Consider the following 13,619-nt stretch of genomic DNA (forward strand, 5'->3'; position numbering starts at 1 on the left):
CTTCTCTGCCGTTACGGTTTACCGGCTGCGCCTCGTCAGCAAATTTGCCGCGTAGATGGCGATCAGGCTGAACAGCAGAATCAGCATGGAAATCGCGCTTCCGTAACCGAAGTCCGCATTTTGGAACGCATTGTTGTACATGTAGATCGTCATCACCTCGGTGTTATGCGCGGGACCTCCGGCCGTCATCACGTAAATGAGATCGAAAACGCGGAAGCTGTTGCTGATGGCGAAAATCAGCGTGACCCAGATCGTTTCCTTCAGCAGCGGCAAAGTCACGTACCAAAATCGTCTCCAGCCGGTCGCCCCGTCCATAACGGCGGCTTCCTTTATTTCCTCGGAAATATTTTGTAAAGCCGCAAGAAAGATGACCATGTAAAACCCGTAGTTTTGCCAAATATAGGCAATGCTTACCGATAGCATGCCGAGCTTCGGGCTGCCGAGCCAATCCTGCCGCCATTGCTCCAGGCCGATCAAACCGAGCAGGCCGTTGAGCAGGCCGGATTCAATCCGGAACACCATCCCCCAAATCATCGATACGATGACGGCCGAAATGACGACGGGTAAAAACAGCACCGACCGGTAAACCTTAAGCCCTTTGAGCGACCGGTTCAGCAGCAGCGCGAAAAACAATCCGAGCGGCATTTGTCCGAAAATGCCGGTAACCATCATGAAAAGGTTGTTTTGCACACTTTTCCAGAAAATGTCATCTTTTAGAGCTGCCGTAAAATTATCGATGCCGATGAATTTCATCGGGGATAATCCGTCCCAATTGTAAAACGAATAATAGAAGGACATGCCGATCGGCACGAGCGCGATCCCGATATAAATCGCCAGCGCCGGCAGCATTCCGATAAATGCGCTCCACCCGGCCCGTTTCAATGCGTGCATACGCACCCTCCCTTCACGTATCTTGTCGCAGCCTGAGCGAAAACGGGTTAGTTGCGGTCGCGTATCGATTCCTCCGCTCCCTTTTCGCCGGACCTTAAGGTTATATGTTGACAGCAAGTGAACGGGAGGTTTCCTTGACTTCGTCCGCGGTAACTTCGCGGCCTTGCGTGTGGGAAATATACAATCCTTCGCCGATCAGCTGCACGGCCAGCGCAAGCTCCGCCGTCGGCAAGAGCGGGACGCGTCCTTGCAGCGCCGCTATCCAGTGGCGCTGCGACGAATCGCAGGCATCCTCGTTTTCCCTCATGCGGTGCCAGCGAATGTCCATCCGGTTCAAATCGACGGTGCTGTTCAAATCAAGGTCGGCCACGGTCGTATGGAAGCTGAATTCGCCGGTCTGCTCGCCGGAATGATAAGAGGGAAGGCGGATTCCGCCCTTCGAGCCGACGATGCTGCTGCCCTCCACGCCTCCGAGGTGAACCGCCCACGCCTCAAAAATATCCAGCGTTACGCCGTTTTCCAAAGTCACAAAGCCGGTCGCCAGCTCCTCCACGTCGAAGCCGCTTTCCTCGCGGCGCTGCCGGTCCATGTCCATTTCCTGGTACATTCTGCCCGTCATCCGCACCACACCGGTCGTGCCGAGCAAATACAGCATTTGCGCGATATGATAAACTCCCATATCAAGCAGCGCACCGCCGCCGGCGGAAGCCTTCCGCGTGAAATGCGCCGTTCCGAAGCCGTCTACGAAAGGCCTGCCCCGGCGGCGAAAACCGTTCGAGCGCGCGTGGAACAAAGTGCCGAGCTGCCCGTCCGCGATCAGCGCCTTCGCCGCCTTCGTCTCCTTCTTGTACAGCGTCCCCAGCTGAATATGCAGCATCCTGCCGCATTCGCGGGACGCCTCCACCATGGCCTGCCCGTCGAAATAGGAGCCGGCGATCGGCTTTTCGCAGTATACGTGTTTGCCGGCGCGAAGCGCGGCGATGGTCAGCGGCGCATGAAAGTTATTATGCAGGCAGACGTCCACCGCATCGATATCGTCTCTTGCCAGCATGTCCCTGAAGTCGGCGTAAACGTGCGGGATGCCGTATTTCTCCGCCACCGCGCGGGCTTCCTGCCCGTTAATGTCGCACACGGCGACCACCGACGCGCCGGGAATGCCCGCATACTCCTCCAGGTGCGCTTTTCCGATGATGCCGACGCCGACGACGCCCAATCTGATTTGCCGCAATTTACGTCCCTCCGTTTCCTTGTCCGTCCGCCGGCGAGCCGGCCCGCGCCAGCAAGCGTTTCGCCGAAGCAAGCGCCCATTCCAGCTCGATGTAAGGATGGGCCGGAGCGTTATACTCGACGGCCCAGTACCCGCGATAGCCGCGATCCGTCAGCATCCGCATGATGTTCACCGTATCCTCCGAGGCTGCCGCTTTCGCGTCGAGATGCACGTGGTTTACCCACGGCGCGAGAAGCGGCTCCCCCTGCGGCGCTCCCTCCTGCCAGCGGCCGATGTGCAGCAGCACGCCGTATCCCGGATGATCGACCGCTTCGGCAAGCTCCTTCATCCATACCGGGTCCAGGGAGATGCCGGTATGGTTTTCCGGCCCTACCGTGTATCCGCCGTCGGCGGCGCGCTGCGCATATTCGCGGTAACGTTCGACCGTGTAGGCGAACTGCTCTTCGCTGCGCTCCACCGGCCCCCGGCTCGTATCGATGCGAACCGTACGTGCGCCAAGCAGCTCGGCCGCCCGCAAATAATCGAGCGCGTTTCGGTGCAGCCGCTCCCGGATGACGGGGTCCGGGTCCCAAATATGGGCCCGGTCCACCGCGAAATTGGCGACGGTCAGCTCTTTTTCATCCAGCGATGCTTTGATTTTTCGAAGTGTATCGTCATCCGCAACCGGATAGAAAAAGTCGTCCCGGTTCGTGAAAAATCCGTTCCATAAATCGACCGACCGCAGCCCGAAGCGGTGCCGGACGGTTTCCAGATATCCGAATATATCCATTTCCCCGCTGCTCAGCAGCTGATAAAAGGAGAAACCTCCGATAGAAACGTTAGACAGGTATAAAGCGCTCAAAGTTTACTTACCTCCCTCGTGCAATCGCGGCTAACGCGAAAGTGGGGCTGCCGATAAATCGGTGGGAATGGGCTCCTCCCATTTAATCAACCGCCTCCGGTGCGGCGTTATTTTTTGCCCTTGTCGACGGCGTCCTGCATTTCCTTGGCGATCTGCTCCGCGGTTTTCTGCTTGGTGATGATCGCCTGGATGCCGTTTTCCAGCGCATCCTTGACCGCCGGCTGCATGACGCTGTCGAACACAAGCGCCGAACCGTTTTGCGTCAGCTTGAGCATCTCTTTCAAATAAGGGTTCGTATCCGCCGGAGCGTCGACCTTGGCCGGCACGACGATGCCTTTGCTCATCAGATTTTGATACAGCTCGGGAGCGTAAAAATATTTCAGAAACTTCAGCGCCGCTTCCTTCTTCGCCCCGCTCAGCGATTTGCTGAGCCCGATGCCGTATTGGATGACGCCCGCGCTTTTCGTCGGGTCGCCTTTGCCGCCCTCAATCGCCGGGAACAGCGCGATGCCGATATTGTCGGCGGCCGCTTTATCCGAATTGCCGCTGCGGAATTTCGTATCGATGGTGGAGCTGGTCATCGTCATGGCCGCTTTCTTTTGCAGGAAATAGTCCTGCTGCTGCACTTCGTCCATCGTGTTGATGTCCGAATTGAAGGCATCGAGCTTGACGAGATCGGACACCACATTCAGCGCCTTCACATAATCGGGATCGGTAAACTTCGCTTCCCCCTTGTTTACCTTCGGCAGGAAGTCGCTTCCGGTGATACGGTCTTCGACCGCGGACATGAAGGTGGACTGCATCGGCCACCTGTTTTTGTTCCCGATCGCAAGCGGCGTGACTCCGGAAGCCTTCAGCTTCTTCACCAGCTCCAGGAAGTCGGAGTACGTTTTCGGAAACTCGTTGTAGCCGACCTTGGCGAGCATGTCCTTGTGGTAATAGATGATGTCGACAAACGTCATCTTGGTCGGAATCGCATATTGCTTGCCGTTCACGTTATAGCCGGCGAGCGCCTGCGGAGGCAGGATATTTTTCCAGTTGTCCATAATTTCGTCGATCGGCATCAGCACGTCGGCGGCAATATACGGCTCCATTTCCACACTCGGAAAAAGCACGAACATATCCGGCATGCTGTTGCCTGCCGCCTCGGTGCGGAGCTTGGTGCGGTATTGGGCGGAAGGAATGTCCTGCGCTTCGATCTTGATATCCGGATTTTGCTCGAGAAACTTTTGAATTCTTTCCTTATACAGCGTATTGTCCACGTTCGGGGTGGACCAGTTGTATTCCATCGTCAGCGTGACGGTTTCTTTTTTGTCCTTCGCCTGACCGGAACCTTGCTGCTGGGTGGGACCGGCAGTATCTCCGCATCCTGTTAAGGCTGCGGTCAAAGCGATGGAAGCGGCAATCAGCATCGTTTTGCGAACCGGCTTTTTCATGGGACCCTCTCCTTCATTTATGTGATTTTTATTTACACCGAACCTCACACCGTCATTATATCTCGGCATGTATCCGCTTAACCATCCCACAGAATTACAATTGTATTCAAATTTTTAAGATAAAATCGAATTTTCGGCGTTTGCCCATTGATTTATGTTAGATTATATAACATTTAAGTAAGCGTATACAGCGAAAACGGCTCATCTTACGCTTGATGTAAGTTTTCTGAAGCATATAAAAACTTCTGGCAAGTTCTTCGAGGATGATCGACCCCGCATTTCAATGAAAAAAGACCGAAGCTTCCCGCCCCGATCCTCGTCTCAACTTAGTTTTATGCTTTGAGAATGCTCAGCAGCTCCCTAAACGCTCCCACGTCCTCCCCGTACCTTTTCGCCATAACCCGAACGATTTGCGCGGTATGCGTCAAATCGTGGACAACCCAAGTGGCCAGCAGCTCCCTTGCTTTCACCGCTCCCAAAGACGGGTGCCGCCCAGTCAATTCCAGCTGCGTTTCCGAACGGATCAGCGTTTGGAGTTTGGCCAGGCTTTGCGCCCGCAGCGTTTTAAACTCAAGCAGCTTTTGCTCCATCGTTTTTTCCTTTGCTTTCAAGTGCGCGTACCTGTCAAACGGGGGAAACGGCTTATCTTCGCCCTCCTGGAGAATAAACTCGAGCCTGGGCATCCAATTGGTTTTCTCACCTTCAATAAGGTGCTCCACCACTTCGGCGGCGTTCCAGGTTCCTTCGCCTTCGTTGCTCTGCAGCCAGCTGCCGGATAGGCCGGACAACAAATAGTCCAGTGTTTGCGGGGTACGTTCCAGAACCTGGATGGCTTCCTTTAAATGAAAGTTCATCGATCCGTTCCTTTCTTCGGTTATTTCGCGTTATTTTTCAAGCTGCCTGTCTCCATAACGAACGTTGATCTGATTATAGTTGTCCGCCCCGCATCTGTAAATACAAGGCTGATTGTTCGCAAAACCAGCCGCGCCTAATTTCTCAGTCATTCCAAACATGCCCGCTCGCAGCTGCGTACATTTCCGATGCGCCACCGGCATGTACCTTGGACGGCAGCGCACAAGTGACAAGCTCCGCGCGATGAAGTATGATGTGAACTATATAAGTTGAACAAAAAATAGGTATGATACGATGGAATGAGGAAAGTTCCCCGTATGGGGAACCTTGACGGCATGTGCCTCATATGTACGGGCGGGCTAACGGTTGCTGCAGAGCTTATTTGAGTCAAAAACGCCGATTTTTAATCGTAACGGTTGTAGCTGAGCTTATTTCTCATCTTGTAACCTCAAAAACGATGAAAGTTCACAAATAACCGCCCTGGCAACCGTTACAGTTTCGATATCACCCGTTTGCCCGTTATAAGCTCACCTGCAACCGTTACACAATGACACATGTACCGCATGAGCCGGGATCGAACGCTCAACCGTAACCCCGTACCTCATGCGCCGGAATCGAACGATGCAACCGTAACCCCGTACCTCATAAGCCGGGACCAACCGTTCAACCGTAACCCCGTACCTCATGAGCCGGGACCAACCGCTCAACCGTAACCCCGTACCTCATGAGCCGGAACCTAACGATGCAACCGTTACTCCCCGTACCGCATGAGCCGGAACCAAACGATGCAACCGTTACTCCCTGTACCTCATGAGCCGGGACCAACCGCTCAACCGCTGCACCTTGTAAAATTTTGTTCAACTTAGGCCGACTTTCTTTGGCCAAGTAGACCTCGAACATCATCACCGCAAAAGCAGGAGTGAACCGTTTATGAATCAACTTCCTATAGATGCCGCGCTTCCCGAGCTTCGCCGTCGGCTGCGGGCTTCGGCCAACGCCGTGCTCGTGGCGTCTCCCGGCGCAGGCAAAACGACGCGCGTGCCGCTCGCCTTGCTGGACGAGCCGTGGCTTCAGGGCCGGCGCATCCTGATGCTCGAGCCCCGGCGGATCGCCGCGCGATCGGCGGCCCGCTACATGGCCGCACAGCTCGGCGAAGCGGTCGGCGAAACCGTAGGTTACCGCGTGAGGATGGATACGAAGGCAGGGCCTTCCACGCGCATCGAAGTGATCACCGAAGGCGTGCTTACACGGATGCTGCAGGACGATCCGACGCTGGAGCAGGCGGGCATCGTATTGTTCGACGAGTTCCACGAGCGCAGCCTGCATGCCGACCTCGGACTGGCCCTTGTGCTGCAGGCGCAGGAGCTGCTGCGCCCCGATCTGAAGGTGCTCGTCATGTCGGCGACACTGGATGCGGAGCCGGTCGCCGCGCTGCTCGGTGATGCGCCGGTTGTAACGAGTGAAGGACGCGCCTATCCCGTCGAGACACGGTATTTGCAGCGCCGGCCCGACGGGCCGATCGAACCCGAAGTCGTGCGGGCGGTTCGCGATGCGCTCGAACGCGAGGACGGCGACATCCTCGCGTTTCTGCCCGGCGCCGGCGAAATCCGGCGCGTGGAGGCGCGGCTCGCGGAGCTGGCGCTCGGCCCCCGCGTGCGGGTGATGCCGCTGCACGGCAGCCTGCCGCACGAGGCGCAGGACCGCGCGATCGCGCCGGGCGCTGCCGGCGAGCGCAAGGTCGTGCTCGCGACGTCGATCGCCGAGACGAGCCTGACGGTCGAAGGCGTGCGCGTCGTCATCGACAGCGGGCTGGCGCGCACGCCGCGGTTTTCGCCGCGGACCGGGATGACGCGGCTCATCACCGTGCCCGTGTCGCGCGCCTCCGCCGATCAGCGGCGCGGCCGGGCCGGGCGCACGGCGCCGGGCGTCTGCTACCGGCTGTGGACGGAGGCGGACGACCGGCTGCTGCCGCCGCGCAGCACGCCGGAGCTGCTCGCGGCGGACCTCGCGCCGCTCGCGCTCGAGCTGGCCGCCTGGGGCACCGCCGATCCCGCCGAGCTGCGCTGGCTCGATCCGCCGCCGCAGGCGGCGCTCGGGCAGGCCCGTGAGCTGCTGACGCAGCTCGGGGCGCTGGACGGCGCCGGGGCGATCACCGCCCACGGGCGCAAGATGGCCGAGCTCGGGGCGCATCCCCGGCTCGCGCATATGCTCCTCCGGGCGGCGGAGCTCCGCCTCGGAGGGCTCGCGTGCGAGCTCGCGGCGCTGCTCAGCGAGCGCGACATCCTGCGCGGCGACGGCGCCGCCCCGGACGCGGACTTGCGGCTGCGCCTCGCGGTGCTGCGCCGCGTCGCAGCGGGCGCCTCGCCGGGCGCCGCGGCCGACGAGGCCGCCTGCCGGCGCGCGCTCGCCGAGGCGAAGGCGTGGCGGCAGGCGCTGCGGCTGCCGCCCGGCGCCGCTGGCGGCGACGACGCGGCCGGGCTGCTGCTCGCCTTCGCCTACCCGGAGCGCATCGCGCAGCGGCGGGCGGACGGCCGCTACCTGCTGCGCAGCGGCCGCGGCGCAGCTTTCGCGGGCGTGCAGCCGCTCGCGAAAGAGCCCTACGTCGTCGCCGCCGAGCTCGACGACCAAGGCGCGGACAGCCGCATATTCCTGGCGGCGCCGCTGGACATCGCCGATCTGGAGCGCCACTTGGGCGACCAGATCGAAACCGAAACGGCCGTCGCCTGGGATCCGGACGCCCGGGCCATCAGAGCGCGCCGGCAAACCCGGCTCGGCGCGCTGCTGCTGAAGGACGTGCCGGTCAACGCGCCGGGTCCGGAGCAGGCGGCCGCCACCTGGCTGCACGCTTTAGCGAGCGAAGGGCTGGAGCTGCTGCCGTGGTCCAAAACGGCCAGACAGCTGCGGCAGCGCATCGGCTTCATGCACAGAGTCGATCCGGGCTGGCCGGATATGTCGGACGAGGCGCTGCTCGCAAGCGCAGGTGACTGGCTGATTCCGTATCTGCACGGAATGAAAAGCGCGGGAGACCTGCAGCGGCTTAACCTGACGGACATTCTCGAAGCGATGCTGTCATGGGAGCAGCGCCGGGAACTCGATGCGCATGCACCGACGCATATCCAGGTGCCGAGCGGCTCGCGCATTCCCGTCGATTACGGCGATCCCGCCGCCCCCGTGCTGGCCGTCCGCCTGCAGGAAATGTTCGGCCTGTCGGATACGCCGCGCATCGGCCGGGGCAAAGTGCCGCTCACGCTGCACCTGCTCTCGCCGGCACACCGGCCCGTGCAGGTAACCCGGGATTTGGCCAGCTTTTGGCAAAACGCTTACTTCGAAGTCAAAAAAGACTTGAAAGGCCGGTATCCGAAGCATTATTGGCCGGACGATCCGCTGTCCGCTCCGCCTACACACCGAGCGAAGCCGAGAGTATAACCGGAATCGGATTCAACGAAAATAATTCATTGGCCGGGTGTTCTGACACCCGGCCAATTTGCTCAGGAAACCTTGCCGCTTTTCCTCCCGGAGGCAAGCACAATAAAAGCGACGCCGGTCAAAATAATGACGATTGCTCCGATCATCCGCATTGTGAGCGGCTCTCCGAGATAAGCCCATCCAAGCACAGCGGCGATCACCGGACTGACATACGAAACGGTGTTCGGCAGCGCCACGGAAGCGCTGTTTCGCTGCAGCCAGGAATACAGCAAAAAACCGCTGACGGTTACAAACAGAAGATAGACCATAGCCAAAAGCAGCGTTCCCTTCAAAGCTGCGAAATGCAGCCGAGCCCATTCTCCTTTGGAGAGACTGACTCCCATAATGACGATACCGCCTGTCAGCATTTGAACCGCTGTACTGTACATGACTCCGGGCTGCGCAGTGCGCCGCAGGGCAATCGTGCCAACGGCTGTCAGGAGTGCGGCGGACAAGATACATATGACCCCAATCCGGTTTAACCCCTCTTGTCCCGAAGGGGAGATCAGGATGACAAGGCCGACAAAGCCAAGCAGCAAGCCGACCGAGGCCTTTACATTAGGCCTGCTGCGGAAAATCCCCCATTCCAGCAGCGCCGTCCACAGCGGCATTGTAGAAACAAGCAGGCCGGTAACGGCCGAAGACAAGATCTGCGCTCCCGCGATAACCATGCCTTGTCCGCCGGCGATGAGCAGCAAGCCGACGAGCGCCGCATTCGCCCATTGTTTGCCGGACGGACGAGCTTCGGCGGGCATGCGGCACAAACACCACAGCAGCAGCAGCGCTCCGCAAAGAACGAAACGTACGCCGGTCAAATAAGGCGGAATTTCCGTAATGACGACCTTTAGCGCAAGAAAAACCGAGCCCCACAGCAGCCATAGCGATGCAAGGCCCGCTGCATAACGCACTCGGCGGGAAAAGTCCGCCGGCTCCGGCGGCGATGAATTTCTCGCCATCGCGGTTCCGCAGACGGAGCATCCACCGGGGACAAATGGGCTGACGTCCTGATTAACATTCGACCGTTTCGCCATCGGCAGGCACCAGTACCCGGGTACCCAGACCCTTCTCTTCAATGAAGCCCTTCAGCTCGCGCCTTGACAAAAAGCAATGATTGAGCGCCTCCATATGGGACACGATGACCGTCGCCTGCGGTGCCGCCGAGCATGTAAGGCGGATGTCTTCTTTTCCCATCGTAATGGGGCCCCCTTGCAGGAATTGTGCAGATCCGCCGTTAACGACAACCACTTCCGGCCGATGCGTGAGGACCGCTTCCTCCACTTCGGCGCACCAGATCGTATCTCCTGCGATATATAAGGTTTTCTCGTCCGGATGTTTGAAAACCACACCGGAAACGTCCCCCATCAACCGACCGATTTCACCGGTGCCATGCTGACCCCGGGTCCGAAATAATCGAACTTCGCCCATGCGGGAAACGCGATCCAACGCTTGGACATTGTGAAATCCTTCCCGCCTGATCGTTTCAGCATCCTCCTCGGATTGCGCGATCATGTTCGCATCCTTCGGAATTGCCCGAATTGCCGCTGCGTCAAAGTGGTCGGGATGCAGGTGCGTAACGATGACGGCGTCCGTTCGAACGATTTCCTCTACGGAAACCGGCAAATCGACGGTCGGGTTGTTCACCGGATTCGCCGTGTTCGTTATAGGCGGATAAGCCCCCTTCGGCGCCAAATACGGATCGATCAAAAAAGTGAGACCGCCATATTCAAGCACGATCGTCGCATTTCTAATTTGTCTAATCTTCATGCGTCAGTGCCTCCTTTAATAAATTCCTCTTTTAGGTTAACATTTACTATAAACACACGTACATAATGCGAATCAAGCAGTTGGGCGTTTTATCTTGATTTTTGAAAGAGGTTGTGATTTATGCTGGATCATACGGATAAACGGATACTCGAGGAGCTGGTCAAAGATGGCCGGATTTCGATGAAGAAGTTGGGCGAAAAAGTTCATCTGACCGGTCAAGCGGCGGCCAATCGGGTGGTCAAACTTGAAGAAGAAGAAGTGATCGAAGGTTATACCGTTCGTCTTAACTATCGAAAAACCGGCTATAACGTCCACTCGTTTATTACTATTTTTACGACGAGCTTCGATCATCAGCCGTTCCTGTCATTTCTGGAAACGAAAAGCGAATTCATAGCAAATAAATATAAAATCAGCGGGGAGGGCTGCTACCTTTTGGAATGCCGATTTCCCTCCAACGAGGAACTGGATCGGTTTCTGGGCGAATTAACCCGCTATGTCAATTATAAATTATCCGTTGTCATAAGCGAGATTTGATACCGGTCAGGTGTTGCCGCCGCCATTTCCCCAACGGCCTGTCCCTCCCGCTTTCGCCCCGCATTTGGTATAATAATGGAAAAACCGCGAAGGAGCTGATTCGCATGACCAAACCGCCCTCCCCGAATAAAGAAAAGACAGGTTCCGTAAAAGAACAGTACGTGACGTACGACGTACCGGAACGGTACGAATTGATCGGCGGCATCCGCTACGATATGAAACCTTCTCCTGCGCTGAACCATCAGGTATTGGTTATGGAGCTTGGGACTTCGATGAAAACCACGTGCAACCCGAACGGCATCGTCGTCGTAGCCCCCATGGATGTGCATCTGGATGAGGAGAACGTCGTGCAGCCCGACGTGATTTTCATCTCCAATGAAAACGACCGCATCATTAAGGACGGCAAAATCAAGGGCACACCGGATCTTCTCGTCGAAATATTGTCCCCCAGCTCCGGCGCCCATGATAAAATCCGCAAAAAAGCGCTCTACGAGAAGTTCGGCGTCCTGGAGTATTGGATCGTCGATCCGATTTTGAAAACGGTCGATCAGTTCCTTCTGGAGCAGGACAAGCTCCACCTGGCCGCCACCTACGGTGAGGAAGACCGTTTAACCTCCCCTCGCCTTTCCTGCGTGAACATCGAGCTGTCCGCAGCATTTGCCCCGCTTAAACGATTCGAAAAGTCCGAGGACTGACATTGCCGATCCGGCGATCCCGAACCCGACAGCTCCCAGGAACGCAAAAAACCGGGATCGCTCTCGCGCCCGGCCCATGCTCTTTCCTTATCAAACCCTGAATCCCAGCAGCGTAATATCGTCGCGCTGCGGCTCTTTGCCCATATAACGCAGCAGCTGCTCGCGGAATACCCGTTCCTGCTCCGCCAGCGGCTTCTTTGCGTACGCTTCGATCATTTCGATGAACCGCTGTTTGCCGAACGAATAGTTTTTGAGACCCCCGTTTTGGTCCAAATACCCGTCGGTCGTCATATAAATCGCATTGTCCTCCGATAACGTGAGACGGTGATTCTCAAACGTATAGTGATCCGCCGTTCTCCGGCTGCCTATGCTGCGCCGGTCTCCTTTGATCACGTTCAATTGCGGCCCGTTTTTTACATAAAGCGAGCACTTGGCTCCGGCAAAAACGATTTCGCGGCCGTTCACGTGACAAAGTCCGAGATCGAGCCCGTCGTCGTCGATCGGGCCGCTTCTGTCCCGGTTCAACATTTGCTTCACCAGCTTGTTGACCTTGTTCAGAATCACGGCCGGGTTGTCCTCCTGCTCGTTATCCGCGACCAGGTTAAGGATCGACACCGAAAGCATCGTCATCAGCGCCCCCGGTACTCCGTGCCCCGTGCAGTCGCCAACTGCCACGAAATATCCTTCGCGCGCCGGCTTCACCCAGTAAAAGTCTCCGCCAACCGCATCCCTCGGCTGCCACAGCAGAAAATACTCCTTCATGACGCGGTTGAGCACGTCCCCGGACGGGAGTATCGCTTCCTGAATGCGCTGGGCATAGTCGATACTGTCGGTGAGCTTGACGGTTTGCTCGGTGAGCTGCCTCGTTCTCTCCTGAACGATTTGCTCCAGCTGCTTGTTGAGCTCGACGGCCCGTTTATACGGGTTGGCCAGATAACGGGAAACGAAGTAAAAGAGAAACGTCATCGCCACAATGCAAATAAACGTCGCGATCCACGTATGCAGCTTTACCTTTTCCAGGAATGAGACGGTTTCGCTCCGGTCGATTTGAAAAATAAGCTTCCAGTCCGCCGATTGCAGCGGATAGCTGATCAGATCGATCCGCCGGCCGCCGGCATCGGTGAACTCCATCACCTGCGTTTTGCCCCCGTCCCGGCTGTCCGCCCTGTGCCCGCCTGGCAAAAACTGGTTTACCGTCGCGTCGGGAATAAATTCGCGGATCGATTTGCCGTCGTGAAACACATTATCCGACAGGCTGATCGTCCCGGAGTTATCGACAAGCCACAGGTGGCTGCTGCTGCCATAGCGGTATTTCGCAAACTCGTCCGACAAGCTTTTCAAGCTCAAGCCGACTCCGGCCACGCCGAGCGGCTTCTCCGGGTCTCCCATCAACACATCGATAAAAGCAAACGTATCCTGACGTTTATCGTTGTAATCGATCTGAACGGTTACCGGCACCTTGGCCTCAATGGTCCGGAAAAACCATTCGTTTTGCGGATTGTCATGAGTCATCGTGTCGACGATGCGCCCTTCCTCCGTCCAATAATGGTTCGTGACCGCACTTACGATAAACGAATTGCTGTAGTCGTAATCTTTGGCCAGCTGCTTCAGCTTGTCCAGCGCGTATTGCTGAAGCCGTTCGTCCTTCTCCCCGCTTTGCAGCCAGGCAATGACACCGGGATCCTGCGCCAGCAATTGGGACGACTCCTTGGCCCGTTGAATCCGGCTGTCCACCTTGGAAGCGACGGACCCGGCGACAAACACCAGATCTTTCTCCTTCAGCTTACGGACAACCTCTTTTTCCGTCAAAAAATAAACCAGCATGCCGGCCAGCAAAATAGACAGCACAATAACTCCGCTGGCGAACATGATCACTCTCATCACGCTTTTATCCCGGGATATGATCATGCGAC

At 57.4% G+C, this 13,619-nt stretch carries 11 protein-coding genes; 3 read left to right on the forward strand and 8 right to left on the reverse strand.

Translation table 11 applies throughout. From position 1 onward, the window contains the following. Window positions 1–18: 18 nt before the first annotated feature. From MYS68_RS18630 to MYS68_RS18650, 5 genes are all read right to left on the reverse strand, one after another. Complete coding sequence (locus MYS68_RS18630) at window positions 19–891, reverse strand: carbohydrate ABC transporter permease (protein ID WP_248927282.1); 873 nt, start codon at window positions 889–891, stop codon at window positions 19–21. 100 nt (window positions 892–991) lie between these two features. After that, window positions 992–2,119 carry a Gfo/Idh/MocA family protein gene (locus MYS68_RS18635; RefSeq protein ID WP_248927283.1) on the reverse strand — a complete coding sequence of 376 codons (1,128 nt, stop codon included), beginning with the start codon at window positions 2,117–2,119 and terminating at the stop codon, window positions 992–994. A 1-nt stretch (window position 2,120) separates the two neighbouring features. Further along, a complete protein-coding gene (locus tag MYS68_RS18640; protein ID WP_248927284.1) occupies window positions 2,121–2,960 on the reverse strand; it encodes a sugar phosphate isomerase/epimerase family protein in 840 nt (279 codons plus the stop codon). Window positions 2,961–3,067: 107 nt separating this feature from the next. Beyond that, window positions 3,068–4,396 (reverse strand): extracellular solute-binding protein, encoded by a 1,329-nt coding sequence (locus MYS68_RS18645; RefSeq protein ID WP_248927285.1) that lies wholly within the window; start codon window positions 4,394–4,396, stop codon window positions 3,068–3,070. Between the two features lie 332 nt (window positions 4,397–4,728). Next, window positions 4,729–5,250: a DinB family protein gene (locus tag MYS68_RS18650; RefSeq protein WP_248927286.1), complete on the reverse strand. Its 522-nt coding sequence runs from the start codon at window positions 5,248–5,250 to the stop codon at window positions 4,729–4,731. Between the two features lie 928 nt (window positions 5,251–6,178). On the opposite strand from MYS68_RS18650, the gene hrpB reads away from it, so the two are divergent. Beyond that, window positions 6,179–8,674 carry an ATP-dependent helicase HrpB gene (gene hrpB / locus MYS68_RS18655; protein WP_248927287.1) on the forward strand — a complete coding sequence of 832 codons (2,496 nt, stop codon included), beginning with the start codon at window positions 6,179–6,181 and terminating at the stop codon, window positions 8,672–8,674. A 62-nt stretch (window positions 8,675–8,736) separates the two neighbouring features. Here the strand turns inward: hrpB and MYS68_RS18660 are convergent, their stop codons facing one another. Both MYS68_RS18660 and MYS68_RS18665 read right to left on the reverse strand, forming a co-directional pair. Continuing rightward, on the reverse strand, window positions 8,737–9,744 hold the full coding sequence (locus MYS68_RS18660; RefSeq protein ID WP_248927288.1) for an EamA family transporter: 1,008 nt from the start codon (window positions 9,742–9,744) through the stop codon (window positions 8,737–8,739). Then, complete coding sequence (locus MYS68_RS18665) at window positions 9,722–10,477, reverse strand: MBL fold metallo-hydrolase (RefSeq protein WP_248927289.1); 756 nt, start codon at window positions 10,475–10,477, stop codon at window positions 9,722–9,724. Before MYS68_RS18665 ends, MYS68_RS18660 begins: the two co-directional genes overlap by 23 nt. A gap of 120 nt (window positions 10,478–10,597) precedes the next feature. On the opposite strand from MYS68_RS18665, the gene MYS68_RS18670 reads away from it, so the two are divergent. After that, a complete protein-coding gene (locus MYS68_RS18670; RefSeq protein WP_248927290.1) occupies window positions 10,598–11,011 on the forward strand; it encodes an Lrp/AsnC family transcriptional regulator in 414 nt (137 codons plus the stop codon). A gap of 104 nt (window positions 11,012–11,115) precedes the next feature. Beyond that, complete coding sequence (locus MYS68_RS18675) at window positions 11,116–11,706, forward strand: Uma2 family endonuclease (RefSeq protein ID WP_248927291.1); 591 nt, start codon at window positions 11,116–11,118, stop codon at window positions 11,704–11,706. Between the two features lie 90 nt (window positions 11,707–11,796). On the opposite strand, the gene MYS68_RS18680 is transcribed toward MYS68_RS18675, so the two are convergent. Continuing rightward, the gene (locus MYS68_RS18680) at window positions 11,797–13,614 is read right to left on the reverse strand and encodes a SpoIIE family protein phosphatase (protein WP_248927292.1); all 1,818 of its coding nucleotides are present in this window, start codon (window positions 13,612–13,614) and stop codon (window positions 11,797–11,799) included. Window positions 13,615–13,619: the final 5 nt, after the last annotated feature.

Origin of the sequence: Paenibacillus hamazuiensis (assembly GCF_023276405.1) — a bacterium.
Classification (GTDB): Bacteria; Bacillota; Bacilli; order Paenibacillales; family NBRC-103111; genus Paenibacillus_AF; species Paenibacillus_AF hamazuiensis.